Source organism: Paenibacillus sp. JT22N1, assembly GCF_059692155.1.
Genome location: NZ_JCAUAW010000002.1, coordinates 376,143 through 393,061, shown reverse-complemented (window position 1 = coordinate 393,061; position 16,919 = coordinate 376,143). Strand labels below are relative to the sequence as shown.

Genomic DNA, 16,919 nt, shown 5'->3' with positions numbered 1-16,919 from the left:
GCAAGTTTGACTAGATTCATGAAAGCGCTTTTAAAGTAAGATGAAGTCATAAATCAAATAGGGGGTTATAAATTGAAAAAGTTGTCTATGATTGCAGCTGGTGTGATTTCTGTATCTCTAATGGTTTCGGGTTGCGCAGCAAAGCCGAGTGACTCAGTGAAAAAAGATAGTACTGTTAATAAAGCCGGCGATACGGTCAAGCTTGGTTGGATAGGTCCACTAACGGGGCCGACTGCGACGGACGGGACACACAGCAGAGATGCTGCGTTACTAGCGATAGAGCAATATAATAAAGCCGGAGGTATCCAAGGCAAGAAGGTTGAGTTGGTAGCGGAAGACGACCAAGGAAAACCTGAAGAAGCGTTAAAAGGTGTTCAGAAACTAGTTAATAACGATAAAGTTGTAGCTATTGTTGGAGGCGCTTACAGTGGCCCGACGAAAACGATTGCCACCAAAATTCAGGAGCTCAAAGTTCCAATGGTTATTGCCTACGCTGTACATCCAGATGCGACCAAAGGCGGCGATTATGTGAATCGCGTCATCTATACGGGTCCATTGCAAGGAAAAGCGATGGCCGATTATGCTGTGAACGATTTGAAGAAGAAGAACATCGCCGTACTCTACGTCGATATCGACTACGGGAAATCGATTTATACCGCATTTAAGGAAGAGGCCGGCAAGCTAGGTGCGAATATTGCGATTGAACGTCCCTTTAAGATGGGCGACAAGGATTTCAGCTCGATCCTGACCGCAGTCAAAGCCGCCAATCCGGATGGCTTGTACGTAGTTGGTTATTACAATGAAGCTGCGGCTATCGTTAAGCAAGCGAAAGAAGCGGGAATTAGCGCTCAGCTGCTTGGTGTTGATGGGTTCGATTCACCGAAATATTTGGAGCTGGGGAAAACCAATACAGAAGGATCGACTTTCACGACTTCTTTTTATGCTTCAGATGACCGATCTGTCGTGAAAATATTCGTTAATCAATGGCAGGATAAATTTAAGGATATCCCGGATATGCTTTCCTCACAGAGCTATGATGCCGCAATGGTTATTATGGAGGCCATACAAAAAGTCGGGACTGATAAGGAAAAGCTGAAGCAGGCCATCAATGATACGAAAGACTTGGAAGGTACGTCGGGGAAAATTACGTTCGGCAAAGATCACGAAGTCATTAAACCTGTTATATTCATGACTGTCAAAGACGGGAAGTTCCAGTTCATCAAATCCAAAACCTATAACTAACAATCAGCAAGCGGAAAGGATGGATCCCCTTGGTATTTATTCAGCAGTTGATTAACGGCATCTCCATCGGATTCATTTATATATTGATTGCGGTTGGACTCACGATGGTATATGGGGTGCTTAAGCTGCTTCACTTTGCCCACGGCACGATTTATATGGTCGGAGCTTTCTCAGCCATGGTCGGTATGACGTATTTACACATGCATTTTCTCGTGGCGTTTCTGTTCGCCATGGTCATATCTGGCGTGATGGGCATACTCATCGAAAGATTTGCTTATCGCCCTTTGCGGGGGGCGCATCCGATTACAACCTTAATCAGTGGTATCGGCATAGCCATCGTGTTGGAAAATGTTTATCAAGTGATGTTCTCATCGGACACAAGAGCATTCCCGGAGACGGGAATCGAAATCTCCATCATTCAACTGACGGAGTCGATTACGATTACGAATATGAAACTTATCATTATTGCTGCTGGCATTGTCGGGCTAGGTTCTTTGTACGCGTTTCTTAAATTTACGAAAATGGGTCTGGCGATTCAAGCAACATCCCAGGATTTGCGCGCAGCCTCTTTGATGGGAGTAAACGTCAACCGTGTTGTGGCTGTTACCTTTATGCTTGGATCGGCACTCGCTGCCGCTGCGGGGATACTGGTCGCATTGAACTTCAACTCAATGTATCCGACGATGGGCTCGATACCCGGCTTGAAAGCATTCTGCGTCGTCGTACTTGGAGGTCTCGGTTCCATACCTGGAACGATTATCGGCGGTCTCATCTTGGGGATTGTAGAATCGCTAAGCGACGGATTTATGACAGGGATGGTTGTAGATAAAGATGCGATTGCGTTTATCATTTTGATTCTTATCCTTCTGGTAAAACCATCTGGACTCTTTGGCAAAAACATCGAGAAGGTATAGGTGATCTTGTATGGACAGTGTACTGAATCCTTATTACGTTGATATCGTCGTTTTTCTAGTCATCTATATTTTATTGGGATTGGGACTAAATTTGATTACGGGCTACGCTGGTCAAGTATCGCTCGGACATGCTGCTTTCTTCGGAATCGGAGCCTATGCTTCCGCTATATTATCGGTGAAAGGTGGGCTGGATACATGGCTATCGATGATTTTGGCGGTTGTGATCACCTTCGTATTCAGCGCTATATTGGGGCTGCCCAGTCTGCGGGTAAGGGAAGATTTTCTGGCCATTACGACGCTCGGGCTCGGATTGATTATTCAATCGTTCTTCAAAAACTCTGAAATTACCGGAGGGGCTTACGGGATTGATTCCATTCCCACGCCTTCCTTGTTCGGCTGGAAGCTGGATAACTCGGGATACCTGCTGCTTGTACTAGTTGTCATGGTAGTCGGTATTTATGCGCTAAAAAAAATGACCGGCTCCCGTATCGGCAGGGCATGGATGGTTATTCGGGAAGATGAAACCGTTGCCAAGGCTATGGGGATTAACACGACTTACTATAAAGTTCTTGTGTTCGCGATCGGTGGGGCTTACGCCGGTGCTGCAGGAGCGTTGTTCGCTCATAAAGTGTCCTTTATCGGAGCGGATTCCTTCGGCTTCTCCGTCTCGGCAACTGTGCTCAGCATGGTGGTAATCGGCGGTTTGGGGAGTATTCGCGGTACGTTATTCGGCGTCAGCCTCTTGTATTTGCTCCCTGAAATGTTCCGTTTGTTCAAATTTGATTTTATCGATATGAAGTATTTGGATATGTATAAAATGATTATTTACGGGCTGTTGATGGTTTTCGTGGTGCGTTATCGTCCGAAAGGAATTTTCGGCAAGACGGGAGCCAAACTCAAGTCCTTGCAGCCGCACAAAGCGGGAACACCAAAGGACGGTGACAGCCATGCTTAAAGTGAAAGGGATCACGAAATGTTTTGGAGGACTCACGGCCGTCCACGCGGTTGATTTTGAAGTAAAGCAAGGAGAGATTGTCGGTCTGATCGGTCCGAATGGAGCTGGTAAAACGACGTTCTTCAATATATTGACCGGTATTTATAAAGCGGATGAGGGCACGATTGATTTCGAAAACAAGCCGATTCAAGGACTTGCGCCGTTTCGCATCGCGAAGAGCGGGATGTCCAGAACCTTCCAAAATATACGGCTGCTGAAGGATGAAACGGTGCTGGAAAATGTCAAAGTCGGCATGTTCGGCCGAACAAAATCCGGTCTGTGGTCAGCAATTCTCGGCATGCGCGCTTCCAGGGTTGAAGAGGAGCAGGTGGCAGATTTGAGCCTGAAGGCTATTGAACTTGTAGGTTTGAATGGATTCGAGCAGGAGCTGGCGGGGAGCTTATCGTACGGCAATCAACGGCGGGTGGAAATCGCCCGAGCCCTTGTTGCGAATCCTAAACTGCTGCTGCTCGATGAACCTACAGCTGGGATGAACGCACAGGAAACCAAAGAAGTGGACGATCTAGTTCGGAAAATCAGGAAGAATGGAACAACGGTCATTCTTATCGAGCATAACGTCGGAATGGTGGTTGGTCTGTGCGACCGCCTTGTCGTTCTGGATCATGGCGAGAAAATTGCGGACGGCAAACCGGAGCAGGTCATTGCTCATCCGAAAGTCATCGAAGCGTATATCGGAAAGACTGACGAGATCGACGAGACTGACGAGTCTGAAGAGGAGGTGAATCCCATTGCTGCAAATTCGTGATCTTAACGTGTCTTACGGAAGCATTCATGCGGTTCGCGGTCTTTCCCTTCAGGTTGGCGCTGGTGAAGTTGTCACATTAATCGGGTCGAACGGAGCAGGCAAATCGACGACGGTGAACGCGATATGCGGAACCATTTCTTCCCAGGGGTCTATTCAATACAACGGCAAAGAACTGAATGGCAGGTCCACCCATGACATTGTGAAGGATGGGATCGTTATGGTCCCCGAAGGCAGAAAGGTATTTCCCAAGCTTTCCGTAGTCCAAAACCTACTGATGGGAGCTTTTTCACGAAAAGCATCGAAGGCGGAACTTACGCAAGACATTGATTTCGTATTTGGATTATTTCCACGATTAGCCGAACGAAAAAGTCAATTTGCAGGTACGATGAGCGGGGGCGAGCAGCAAATGCTTGCCATCGGTCGTGCGTTAATGGCGAAGCCTAAGCTGCTTATTTTAGACGAGCCGTCCATGGGTCTGGCACCAATTGTGGTCAAAGATATTTTTGAGACAATCCGCATTATCAAGAAGCAAGGATTAACAACGCTATTGATCGAGCAAAATGCCTCCATGGCTTTATCCGTGGCTGATCGCGGGTATGTGATGGAGCATGGGGAAATCAGGTTTCACGATACCGCACACAATTTGCGTACGCAGGATAACGTCAAGAAGGCGTATCTTGGTCATTAAGGGAGATAAATGCATGGAAAATACAATTGGTCGTACGATCCGCGCATCCCATGGAACGAAACTTACGGCAAAAGGATGGCAGCAGGAAGCGGTACTCCGGATGCTGATGAACAACTTGGATCCCGATGTGGCAGAGCGTCCTGAGGATCTCGTCGTTTACGGGGGCATCGGCAAAGCAGCGCGAAATTGGGAATGCTTCGATAAGATCGTGGAATGTTTAACCGAGCTGGAGGATGACGAAACGCTGCTTGTTCAATCTGGTAAACCGGTTGGTGTATTTAAGACACATCCTCTATCGCCTAGGGTTCTTATCTCGAATTCCGTCCTCGTTCCAGCTTTTGCTAATTGGGAAACATTCCACGAGTTGGATAAAAAGGGCTTAATGATGTACGGCCAAATGACGGCGGGCAGCTGGATTTACATCGGCAGCCAAGGTATTTTGCAGGGGACGTATGAAACGTTTGCCGAGGCTGCCCGGCAGCACTCCGATGGCACGCTGAAAGGCACGCTGACATTAACAGCCGGACTTGGCGGGATGGGCGGAGCTCAGACGTTAGCTGTCACGATGAACGATGGCGTTGTCATCGGCGTGGACGTCGACCCGTCTCGGATTCAACGAAGAATCGATACCCGTTATTGTGATGTCATGATTTATGAATTAAATGAAGCCTTGAAGCTGGCTAACGAAGCTCAGGAGCAGGGCAAGGCGCTCTCAATCGGACTCGTTGGGAACGCGGCTGAGATTTTCCCGGAGCTCGTAGCACGCGGTATTGTTCCTGATTTCGTGACGGATCAAACGTCCGCCCACGATCCGCTGAACGGCTACGTGCCTAGCGGGTATTCGCTCCAAGCGGCAGCCGAGCTGCGCAATAGTAATCCGGCTGAATACGTGAAGCTGTCCAAGAAGTCGATGGCCGCTCATGTTCGAGCCATGCTTGACCTGCAGCGATTGGGTTCGGTTGTATTCGATTACGGGAATAACATCCGACAGGTGGCTCTTGATGAAGGGGTAACAGACGCATTTAGCTTCCCAGGCTTTGTACCAGCTTACATCCGACAGCTGTTTTGCGAAGGCAAAGGTCCTTTCCGTTGGGTAGCGCTTTCCGGCGATCCGGAGGATATTTACAAGACGGATGAGCTCGTGCTGAAGCTGTTCCCAGATAATGAACCGTTGCATCGTTGGATGCAATTGGCGAAGGATAAAGTTGCGTTCCAAGGCTTGCCTGCCCGCATTTGCTGGTTGGGTTACGGGGAACGCGTGAAATTAGGGCTTGCGATCAATGAAATGGTACGAAGTGGAGAACTTTCCGCACCGATCGTCATCGGGCGCGATCATTTGGATTGCGGTTCCGTGGCTTCGCCTAACCGTGAAACGGAGTCCATGAAGGATGGCAGCGATGTAGTCGGCGACTGGGCGATATTGAACGCGCTTGTGAATACGGCTTCCGGTGCGAGCTGGGTTTCCGTCCATCACGGCGGCGGCGTAGGCATGGGATATTCCCTGCATGCGGGCATGGTTGTGGTGGCGGATGGTTCCAAAGAAGCGGATGAAAGACTTTCCCGCGTCTTGAATACGGACCCTGGAATGGGTGTTATCCGTCATGCCGACGCTGGTTATGAGCTTGCTATAGAGACGGCTAAGGAGCGCGGTGTTCGCGTGCCGATGCTTGGGATATAAAAATCATTTGGAGAATTTAAGAAGAATTGTAGTAGAAAAGCTCTGGGATTGTATCCCCAGGGCTCTTTGTTACCACATAAGAAAGTATAAGTTTTCGGATCCCGAAAACCGCTTTCTTATTGGCGATAAAACCTACCTCTAAACGCGGTCGCACATCCCTGATTGGCCTCGATAGAGGTTTTCTCACTGGCTCCGGGAAAATCGCTGACTGCCTTTTATTGAACCCTAATTTCTTCCAAAAAAAGTGTTGCAATAGACTTAAATCCGATGTACGATATTACAAAAGATAAAGCGCTTACACGTATGCTGTTCCTGTATTAAACCGGTTTAAAGAGGATGGATTATGTCCCCTCTAACTCATAGATTATTAAGCGCCTACAATATTTTTTGTAAATTCAATTAAACCGGTTTAACTCCATATATACTAACTTGATTTACGACCTACATACTGCTCATTTATCTGCTGTATTAAACCGGTTTAATGCGCGATCTACCTAGGAGGTGAAGGGAAACAATTTTCAGAGCTTGATGAAGAAGATTGAAGTACCAGTATAATCATGGAGGGGATAGGTTTGAACAAGAATAAGTTGTTTTTTGTAGGGATGATGTTGATCTTTGCCGTTGTTTTTGCAGCATGTGAGAGTGAAGGTGATCCAAAGCCAAGTTCAGCCGTTCAGGCAACGAAAGCTCCTGTTGCATCTGCACCAGTGAAGGCTGACGGCTTCAAAGAAGCCCCGATGTTAACTAAGCTCGTCGGTGCAGGCACGTTGAAACCTGTGATTGAACGTATGCCGGTTAAGGAAGATATCATGGTGGAAAAAGTAACTGAAGAGATCGGCAAATACGGCGGCGACTGGAAAATGCCCTGGTCCGGGCCTAATGATCGTTGGGCAGTCGGTCAACCGACAGAGGAGGCGCTTTTCCGGTTTAACAAGGATGGAAGCGCAGTTGAACCTAATGTAGCCAAAGGTTTTGACGTGAATAAAGATTCAACCGAATTCACCATTTATTTAAGGAAGGGTATGAAGTGGTCAGACGGCATGCCATTCACAGCGGATGATGTCCTGTTCTACTGGGAGCACATGCTAACGAAAGAAACCTTCGGCAAAAAAATATATGACGCTTATTACTCCGTCGATCCTGTGACAGGGGAAAAAGCTTTAGCTAAAGTTACGAAAATTGATGATTACAGCTTTAAAGTTGTACATAAGTATCCAAGTGTGCTGTTCCTGGAGCGCGTTGCCATTGATAACAAATGGTTCTTTGCACCGGCACATTTCCAAAAAACGATACTGCCTGAATTTGTAGGCCAAGAGAAAGCTCTTGAGATCGCTAAAAAATGGGGCTTTGAGGATGTTAAGTCTTTCTTGGTAGCAACGGGCTATTATTATTGGGTAAACCCACAAATCCCGACTTTAAGAGCTTGGGTCGCTAAAAACGATCCGAATAGTGATCAATTTATTATGGAACGAAATCCCTACTATTGGAAAGTGGATAGCGAAGGCAACCAACTACCCTATATGGACCGCATTGTCGCTACCAAAGTTCAAGACCCCGCTCAAAGAGTTCTTGGTTCACTAGCGGGAGATTATAATCTTCTTACCTTTGATTTTAAAGATTTCACCGTATTGAAAGAAAATGAGAAGAAAGCAGGGTTCCGGGTGATGCCTTGGACCACGCCGACTTGGTCAAGTGCTGGCATTCAACTCAATCAGACTACGCCAGACCCTAACCTGCGCAAGCTGTTTCAGGATATTCGATTTAGAGAAGCACTGTCCGTTGCAGTTGATCGTAAAGAAATTTCCGAGATCGTTACAAATGGTTTAGGTGCTCCTGTGCAAGCATCGGTTCCGGAGGGCTTAGTTGGTTTCCAAAAAGGCTGGTCGGACCAGTGGAGCAAATTCGATGTGAATCGTGCCAATCAATTATTGGATGAGTTAGGTTTGACGAAACGGGATAAAAATAATTTCCGTTTGAATGCAGACGGCTCGGATTTAACGATAACGGTTATTGAAGGCAGCACGAACACGGCAACTTTTCTAGAATTAGTTAAAAAGTATTATCAAGCAGTCGGGATTAAGATGGACGTTAAGGTTGTGGATGCAGGAACTCAGCAGGAACTCAAGTACTCGAATAAGATCCCAGCGACCACGGAAAACATTTCGTTAGTCAATGTAGCCTTCCGACCTGATACACTTGTTCCACTGAGAGTGCTGACCCCATGGTTCGGACATTACGGATTGTTTACTTCATCCAATGGCAAAGAAGGCGTCAAACCAGAAGGTGATGTAGCCTTAATTCTGGACTACTGGAACAAAGTGAAATCATCTACAAGTAAAGAGGAAATCAATAAATGGGGTAATGAGATCATTAAGCTTCATCAAAAGAATCAATGGATTATTGGTTATGCCGGTCCAACGCCAACGCTGGTTGTCGCCTCAAATAAAATGGGTAACGTTCCGAAAGATTTGGTTTTCTCGGATGAATTCCGCAGCTTAGGGCATGGTCATCCATCGCAATTTTATATCAAACCATAAGTTAAACCTGTAACCAATAGGGGGAGCTTAGCTTCCCCTTATTGTCTTCAGCAGCATCTTCGAATTAAGCGGAGAGGATTGGATAGAGATGCTCCAATATATTTTAAGAAGAATCATATTGGTAATACCCGTCGTTATTTTTATTTCCATGATCGTCTTCTACATCATTCAACTGCCGCCCGGAGACTATGTATCGACTTATGCGGCTAAGATGTCTGTGGCAGGCGATGTCATGACGCAGCAAGATATGGATGAAATGAGAGCAAGCTTAAGATTGGATCAACCTTGGTTTATGCAATACCTAGCGTGGATGAAAAATATTGTTTTTAATTTCGACTTCGGTTATTCATTCAGCTATAACAGGCCTGTTATGGACGTCATAGCGCAGTACATGGGGTTAACGATCATCGTCTCTCTGGTAACGATGGCCTTTACCTATGCGGTAGCGATCCCAATCGGTATTTACTGTGCGGTAAGACAATATTCGATAGGTGATTATATTTTTTCAGCAATTGGCTTTCTAGGCATGGCTACCCCTCACTTCTTAATGGCTATTATTTTAATGTACCTCTCTTATGTATATTTTGGCGATCCCCTGCTAGGGCTATTTTCGAATGAATTCGTTAATGCAGGATGGTCGATGGACAAGATTCTTGATTTGCTGAAGCATATGATTATCCCTGTTCTTGTGATTGGCTTAGCGAACACGGCAGAGCTGATTCGAGTCATGAGAGGTCAAATGCTGGACGAATTGAATAAGCCGAATGTAGTGACAGCTAGATCAAAAGGCTTATCGGAAACGAAAATATTGCTTAAATATCCGACACGCGCTGCAATGAATCCGATCGTGAGTACCATTGGATGGTCACTAACCTCCATTTTCACAGGTTCTACAATTACGGCAATCGTATTAAATTTACCCATTCAAGGTCCCGTTATGTATAACGCATTATTAGCCCAGGATATGTATTTGGCAGGCACCTGGTTATTGTTTATGGCTGTGTTAACGGTTATAGGGACATTGATTTCGGATATTTTATTGGCATGGCTCGATCCAAAAATTCGCACAGAGTTCAGAGGTACATAACCTATGAAAACAATTCCGATAGCAGGGAAACAGAAATTAAACGTGATCAAGCCACAAAAAAACAGCGATGTCTATTACAGTTCACAATGGCGTCTTATGTATCACAGGTTAAAGAAGCATAAATTAGCCCGTATCAGCTTAGTGATTTTATCCTTGTTCTACATAGCCGCCATCTTTGCTCAGTTTATAGCACCTTACGGGTTGGAGAGCTACGACAGTAAATATGTGAATGCGCCTCCAGCTAAAGTGAGCTTCATAGATGCCGAGGGAAAGTTTCGATTTAGACCGTTTGTATATGACCTAAAGTCAGCCAGAGACCCGGTTACACTTCGTAAAGTCTTTGTTCCGGATGAGAAGGTTCGCCATTCGATCCGCTTTTTTGTCAAAGGTGAAAGCTATAAATTCCTTGGCTTGATTCCAACGAATAGACATCTATTTGGCGTAGATCAACCTGGTCGTGTATTTATTTTCGGTACGGACGGGATGGGCAGAGACTTATTATCGCGAACTGTGATGGGAAGTCAGATTTCATTAAGTATCCCTCTCATTGGCGTAACGATCAGCTTTGTCTTAGGTTTGTTTATCGGGGGTGTATCGGGGTATTTCGGAGGATGGATCGATTCGGTCATTCAGCGTTTCATTGAAATTATTCGTTCATTTCCAACGCTTCCACTATGGATGGCACTATCGGCTGCCATACCACCGCGTGTGCCCGTAGTAACGATGTATATCTATATCGTCATTATCTTCGCCTTTATTGGTTGGACGGAACTGGCTAGGGTAGCAAGAGGAAAGTTTATTTCGTTGAAAAATGAAGAATATGTGCTAGCGGCCAAAATAGCCGGCGTTAGCGATGCTAAAATCATTATTAAACATCTTTTGCCTGGTTTTATCAGCTACTTGGTTGTGGCAACGACATTAGCCATACCCGGCATGATTCTAGGCGAGACAGCAATGAGCTTTCTTGGACTTGGTATACGCTCTCCTGCTACCAGCTGGGGTGTTCTGCTTCAGGAAGCGCAACAGATCGAGAATGTCGCTTTATATCCATGGAAGCTAATCCCCTTAGGATTTGTCATCGTTACCGTATTAACCTTTAACTTTCTGGGAGACGGATTGCGCGATGCTGCCGATCCATACAAGAAATAATCCATATTAGCGTAAGGCGAGGAGATATTATGACATCTCAAGCTTCTGTTTCACAATCCGAACAACCCCTGCTATCCGTTCAAGACCTCAAAATTCGAATTCAAATGGATAATGGGGAAATGAAGGCTGTTGATGGCGTTGATTTTGAAATAAAAAAGGGTAAAACATTGGGCCTTGTAGGCGAATCCGGCTGCGGAAAAAGTCTGACCAGTCGCGCTATCATCAGTATTAATCCCAAAGAATGTGAAACCTCAGGGAAGATTGTTTATCACTCCACCTCTGAGAAGGCGCTAAACGATTTGGATTTGTTATCTCTAGATTCGCGAGGTAAACAGATTCGATCGATTCGAGGTCGCAAAATTGCTATGATATTTCAAGAACCCATGACGGCATTTTCACCGATGTATACGATTGGGAATCAGATCATGGAGTCCATTTTGATCCACCGCACCAAAAATAAAAAAGAGGCCAAGAAGATAGCGCTAGAAATGCTCAGTAAAGTTGGGATTTCCGATCAAGAGAAGCGGTTTGACCAATTTCCGCATGAGTTTTCCGGCGGCATGCGCCAGCGTGCGATGATCTCAATGGCTTTGTCCTGCAATCCGGAACTATTAATTGCCGATGAGCCCACGACTGCGCTGGATGTAACCATTCAAGCACAAGTGTTAGAGCTTATGAAGGGACTCCAACAGGAATTTGGAATGGCCATTCTGCTGGTGACTCATGATCTTGGGATCATAGCAGAAATGTGCGACGAAGTGGCCGTCATGTATCTGGGGAAAATTGTTGAGCAATCGACAGTAGAAGAAATTTTCAATAATCCTAAACACCCGTATACGAAAGGTCTGCTCAAATCGATGCCAAGATTAGGCGGAAATAGACATACACGTCTAGAATCGATTGAAGGAACAGTTCCGATGGCATTCAATATGCCTCCAATGTGCGGCTTTTATGATCGTTGTAAGGATAGGATTGAAGGTGTATGCAATAAACAGGCCGTGCCGAAAACTCGAGTATCCGATAGCCATATGGTTAGATGTTTTCTTTATAAGGATGAAGGCGAAGGAGAATAAGGGATGTCTAAACCTATACTGAAAGTAAATAATCTAAATAAGGATTTTCAAGTAAAATCCAAGAATAAGCTGTTTAGCAAGCCTTCATCCATTCGCGTTTTGAACAACGTCTCTTTTGAGCTGTTGGAAGGGGAGACCCTAAGCATTGTCGGCGAATCAGGCTGTGGAAAAACGACGTTAGGCCGATGTATCGTGAGAGGGATGGATGCCACTTCAGGTCAAGTGATGTATCAGCCTGAAGGTGAAGAGCAAGTTGATTTTTTAGGGCTGCGAGGCAAAGAATTCAAGAAATATAGAAAAGATATTCAGATGATTTTTCAGGATCCCTATTCATCATTGAGTCCGAGAATGAGCGTATACGATATTATTGCTGAGCCGCTGCTCGCCAACTTTAAGTTGACGAAATCACAATTGGATGACAAAGTTACCCAAATCGCAGAGAAGACCGGATTAAATGTCAGCTATCTCAAACGATATCCTCATGCCTTTTCCGGAGGGCAAAGACAACGTATCGCTATTGCGAGATCACTTATTTCTCAACCGAGACTAATTGTTTGTGATGAAGCTGTTTCGGCGTTAGACGTATCAATTAAAGCACAAATCATTAATCTGCTGAAGGACCTGCAAGAGCAGCTGCAGATCACTTATATTTTCATCTCTCATGATTTATCCATCGTTCAAAACATCTCCGACAGAGTAGCTGTTATGCACTTAGGGAAAATAGTAGAATTGGCGCCGGTGGATTCGTTATTTGATCATCCCAAGCATCCCTATACGGAGGCACTATTGTCGGCTGTACCAGAGCCAGACCCGAATTATAAGAAGGATCGAATTATTCTCGAAGGAGAAGTTCCTAATCCAGCTAATCCTCCAAGCGGATGTCACTTTCATCCAAGGTGTACGTATAAGACCGATAAATGTATACAGGAAGAACCAGAGCTGCAGCCCGTCGGCGAAAATCATTATGCTTCCTGCCACTATGCGAATCAATTAAACTTAAGAGGTGTAATCCATGAGTCATAAGACAACGAATGATACGACTACGATTGATCCGAATGCTAAGAAGCTTATTGTTTTTCTGGACTGCGGAGATACCATCATTGATGAAGGAACCGAAATTAGAGATGACCATGATATTGTCATTCAGGCTAATGTGATTCCAGGGGCCGATATTATGGTGAAGACGCTTGCCGAACGTGGATATATACTGGCCATCGTAGCCGACGGTAGGGCGCAATCGTTCAAAAATATTTTAACGCAAAATGGATTGTATGATTATTTTACAACGATGATTTATTCAGAGACCATTAAAGCTTCTAAACCAAGTCCACGTATGTTTAAAGCCGCGATTGGAGCATTGGATCTCAGTGAGCAGGATTGCTCCCGTATTGTCATGGTTGGCAACAACCTGAGCCGCGATGTTAAAGGAGCCAATGCTCTGGGGATTACGAGTGTCTTCCTTAGCTGGACGCCCAGGTACCCGAAATTGCACGCAGACGAAAGTGAAATACCCGACTATACGATCAACCATCCGTTGGAATTAATCGATTTAGTGGAAAAACTCAATGAAGAATTAAGATAAATGGATGGTTTTCTGAAGGGATGTTTGATTATATATGGCTAAAATTGATGAAGTAGCAAAATTAGCGAAAGTCTCTAAAGGGACAGTGTCGAATGTTTTTAGCCAAAAAAGACCCACAAGCGACGAAGTAAAAGAGAGAGTAATGACGGTCTCCAGACAATTAAATTATGTGCCTAATCATATTGCGCGAAGCTTGGCTACGAAGAAAACCATGGCGATCGGGTTGACAATCCCGCATGGCAGCTTCTTTTTTAGCGCATTTCATACACAGTTCATCAATGGTGTTATTTTGGAAGCTTCCTTTTATGGATACAGGGTTCTGCTTGATATGATTCCTGTGCAAAAGGTAAAAACACCATTCCTGTCGAGTTATCCGATTGATGGTGCTGTTGTGATGAGCCCAACGACCGATGATGACCGTATCAACCTCATGCATGGTGAACAAATCCCCTTTGTTACTGTCGGTAGAGTCATGAATACCAATATTCATAAATCTTTCAGCGTGGATAACGACAATCACAAGATTATTGACAGCATATGCAAGTATTTGATCAACAAGGGTCATAAAGACATTATGTTTTTAAATGCAAATGAGCTTATGACCGTGTCCATCGATAGGAAAGCTGGCTTTATCAAGGCGATGAATGATCATCAGCTTGATGTGGAAGATCACATGATTCATCATAAGCCTGCCTTAAATACAAGTGAATACATGGACTATGGCTATGCAGAGACAATTGAAATCCTTGGTAACCAGAAGAAGAAAGTGACCGCGATTATTGCAGATGACGATCGCACGGCATTCAGTGTCCTTAATGCACTCAAGGATTTGAATCTCAGGGTACCTGAAGATGTATCTTTGTTTGTCATATGCGGAGATCTCTCTATGATGGTTCAATCGAACCCGTCTTTGACTAGCATGGATTTGCAGCCTTCGGAATTAGGGGCTCAATCTGTCCGTTTGTTAATGCACCAATTAGGCGTTCTGCAAGGGGATTTCTCGGAAAATATGATTATTGAAAGCAAAATTATAGAAAGAAATTCTTGTCTGACGATTGGATAAGTAGTTGAAGACAATATCGGGAGGGCAGCAGGATGAACAAAGAAACATGGAACGTAGGCATCATTGGCCTTGGAGGAATTGGCGATTATCACATGAACCATCTTTCGAGAATCGCGAATACGCGAGTTGCAGCCATTTGTGATGTGAATACGAAGGCCGTTGAAGAGGTCGGTGATCGATTGAACTTATCAGCTGAGAAGCGCTATAGCGATTATAATGCCATTATTGCTGATACCGATGTTGACTTTATCATATCCGGTGTCTCGAATAAATTCCATTTTGACATCTTAAAATATGCGATTGAATGCGGTAAACCGATATTTTCTGAAAAACCTTTCACGCGAACGATGGAAGAGGCTGATGAATTATTAAGCTTGTATGAAAAGAATCCGATACCTTGCATGATTGGATTTTCCTATCGCTACAGACCTTGCTTTCAATACGTTAAACAGCTTGTAGAACAAGGGACTTTAGGGCGTATTCGGCATATTGCCGCTCACTACTTGCAAGAGGAAAACGCGCCTATGTTTAACAAGGAGTACACCTGGCGATTTAACAAGGAAATGGCAGGGTCAGGTATATTAGCGGATATTGGCTCTCATATGGTGGATGCGGCACGCTTTTTTGTAGGAGAATTTACGCAAGTGACCGGTATTATGAGCACGTTTATCGATCACCGAACGGACCCGCGGACGCATCAACTCGTTGAAGTAGACGTGGATGACTTTACCGGATTCCAGTGTGTGCTTGAAGGCGGGGTCATGGGCACGTTTTATACCCATAAAAATGCAATTGGAACCAAAAATCAATTTCATGTTACGTTGTTTGGCGATCTAGGTACCGTCAGGATTTCAGTTGAACAACCGAATGAAGTTCATTTGACGGTTAGAGAAGGCGAAAAGCTGGAGCTAACAGAAAAAGTAATTCATTTGGACGAGAAAACGATGAAGCCCATGCTTCAGGATTTTGTGGATTATTTGGAACAGGCTAACTCTCCATTACTCCCTACAATTATAGACGGATATCGTAATCAACAAGTGCTGCAAGCGATCATAGATTCAGCTAAAGACGGAGTAACGAGAACCATATAACTGCATTCATTGTAAGAAAAGGAGCGAGTTGTATGATTAAAGTAACGATATTTAATGAATTTCTGCAAGAACAAAGAAAAGAAGAGGTAGCCCGGATATATCCCAAAGGATGCATGGAGCCATTGCTGATGGTATCAGGCAGGATGGATTTGATATTAGCTTTGCAACCTTTAATGAGCCTGAGCACGGACTAACCCAAGAAAAGCTGGATGCTACCGATGTTCTCATATATTGGGGGCACGTCGATCACAAGGGCTTTCAGGATGATGTCGTTGATCGTATTTGTGACCGTGTACATAAGGGGATGGGCCTGGTCGTCCTGCATTCGGGCCACCATTCCAAGATGTTCCGCAAGCTAATGGGGACATCCTGCGATCTGCTTTGGAGAGAAGCAGACGAGAAAGAGCGGCTTTGGGTTGTAGATCCATCGCATCCAATCGTAGAAGGAATAGGTCCTTTTATCGATTTGGCGGAAGAGGAGATGTACGGAGAGCATTTTGATATTCCCGTACCTGATGAATTAATCTTCGTCAGTTGGTTTGAGGGGGGCGAGGTGTTCCGCAGCGGCTGCACCTACCGTCGCGGTCAAGGCCGAATTTTCTATTTCCGTCCAGGACATGAGACTTATCCTACCTATCACAACAAAGATGTTCAGCGCGTGATCGCCAATGCTGTAAAATGGACAGCCCCGGTTATAAGAGAAAAAACGTTTTATGGACATCATTCTCCATTGGAAGAAATCAAAAAGTGATTGATGGGTTGTTACAAAAGAGTTATAGACCTTGAGGGGTATCCACTTTGAAGATAGTTACATGAAAAATGAGGACTTCCGCCAATAGGGGAGGTCCTTTTGGGACAGCGTTGTTCTTAACGGAACGACAAGCCGCTACCGATGAAATGAGCTGAAAATTGAATTAGCGGAACGAGAGGGCTTTATTTGATGAAAATTGTGCTATTCGAAGCTAAAAACAAGGAATTGCGTCTCTACGTTCCTCAATTACTTAAATTTGGCATATTTCACGTAAATAGCGTCTCTACGTTCTCTTTAGTGGGAG

General features: G+C 44.9%; 14 protein-coding genes and 2 pseudogenes. All 16 read left to right on the top strand.

The window, feature by feature from the left end:
• The first annotated feature begins 72 nt into the window (after positions 1-72).
• Positions 73-1,242, top strand: a complete 1,170-nt coding sequence (locus AC58UU_RS05410; RefSeq protein WP_497313686.1) for an ABC transporter substrate-binding protein — start codon at positions 73-75, stop codon at positions 1,240-1,242.
• Positions 1,243-1,271: 29 nt separating this feature from the next.
• Positions 1,272-2,156: a branched-chain amino acid ABC transporter permease gene (locus AC58UU_RS05405; RefSeq protein ID WP_171693555.1), complete on the top strand. Its 885-nt coding sequence runs from the start codon at positions 1,272-1,274 to the stop codon at positions 2,154-2,156.
• 10 nt (positions 2,157-2,166) lie between these two features.
• Entirely contained in the window at positions 2,167-3,111 is a 945-nt protein-coding gene (locus AC58UU_RS05400) for a branched-chain amino acid ABC transporter permease (protein WP_497313683.1), read from the top strand.
• Positions 3,104-3,638, top strand: a pseudogene (locus AC58UU_RS05395) (ABC transporter ATP-binding protein); the annotation flags it as partial. The gene AC58UU_RS05400 and the pseudogene AC58UU_RS05395, both read left to right, overlap by 8 nt.
• Before the next feature lie 2 nt (positions 3,639-3,640).
• The gene (locus AC58UU_RS05390; RefSeq protein ID WP_376769433.1) at positions 3,641-3,916 is read left to right on the top strand and encodes an ABC transporter ATP-binding protein C-terminal domain-containing protein; all 276 of its coding nucleotides are present in this window, start codon (positions 3,641-3,643) and stop codon (positions 3,914-3,916) included.
• Positions 3,900-4,604 (top strand): ABC transporter ATP-binding protein, encoded by a 705-nt coding sequence (locus AC58UU_RS05385; RefSeq protein WP_171693553.1) that lies wholly within the window; start codon positions 3,900-3,902, stop codon positions 4,602-4,604. The genes AC58UU_RS05390 and AC58UU_RS05385 overlap by 17 nt, the downstream gene beginning before the upstream one ends.
• Before the next feature lie 13 nt (positions 4,605-4,617).
• Positions 4,618-6,282, top strand: a complete 1,665-nt coding sequence (hutU, locus tag AC58UU_RS05380; RefSeq protein ID WP_497313681.1) for a urocanate hydratase — start codon at positions 4,618-4,620, stop codon at positions 6,280-6,282.
• 572 nt (positions 6,283-6,854) lie between these two features.
• On the top strand, positions 6,855-8,819 hold the full coding sequence (locus tag AC58UU_RS05375) for an ABC transporter substrate-binding protein (protein WP_497313680.1): 1,965 nt from the start codon (positions 6,855-6,857) through the stop codon (positions 8,817-8,819).
• 88 nt (positions 8,820-8,907) lie between these two features.
• Positions 8,908-9,906 (top strand): ABC transporter permease, encoded by a 999-nt coding sequence (locus AC58UU_RS05370; protein ID WP_497313678.1) that lies wholly within the window; start codon positions 8,908-8,910, stop codon positions 9,904-9,906.
• Between the two features lie 3 nt (positions 9,907-9,909).
• Positions 9,910-11,055 (top strand): ABC transporter permease, encoded by a 1,146-nt coding sequence (locus tag AC58UU_RS05365; RefSeq protein ID WP_497313676.1) that lies wholly within the window; start codon positions 9,910-9,912, stop codon positions 11,053-11,055.
• 29 nt (positions 11,056-11,084) lie between these two features.
• Positions 11,085-12,128, top strand: a complete 1,044-nt coding sequence (locus AC58UU_RS05360) for an ABC transporter ATP-binding protein (RefSeq protein ID WP_497313675.1) — start codon at positions 11,085-11,087, stop codon at positions 12,126-12,128.
• A gap of 3 nt (positions 12,129-12,131) precedes the next feature.
• Positions 12,132-13,151 carry an ABC transporter ATP-binding protein gene (locus AC58UU_RS05355; protein WP_497313673.1) on the top strand — a complete coding sequence of 340 codons (1,020 nt, stop codon included), beginning with the start codon at positions 12,132-12,134 and terminating at the stop codon, positions 13,149-13,151.
• A complete protein-coding gene (locus tag AC58UU_RS05350) occupies positions 13,141-13,710 on the top strand; it encodes an HAD family hydrolase (RefSeq protein ID WP_497313671.1) in 570 nt (189 codons plus the stop codon). The genes AC58UU_RS05355 and AC58UU_RS05350 overlap by 11 nt, the downstream gene beginning before the upstream one ends.
• A gap of 34 nt (positions 13,711-13,744) precedes the next feature.
• Positions 13,745-14,773, top strand: coding sequence for a LacI family DNA-binding transcriptional regulator (locus tag AC58UU_RS05345; RefSeq protein ID WP_497313669.1), 1,029 nt, complete (start codon positions 13,745-13,747; stop codon positions 14,771-14,773).
• 32 nt (positions 14,774-14,805) lie between these two features.
• A complete protein-coding gene (locus AC58UU_RS05340) occupies positions 14,806-15,864 on the top strand; it encodes a Gfo/Idh/MocA family protein (RefSeq protein ID WP_497313668.1) in 1,059 nt (352 codons plus the stop codon).
• A gap of 32 nt (positions 15,865-15,896) precedes the next feature.
• Positions 15,897-16,615: pseudogene (locus tag AC58UU_RS05335) on the top strand (ThuA domain-containing protein).
• Positions 16,616-16,919: the final 304 nt, after the last annotated feature.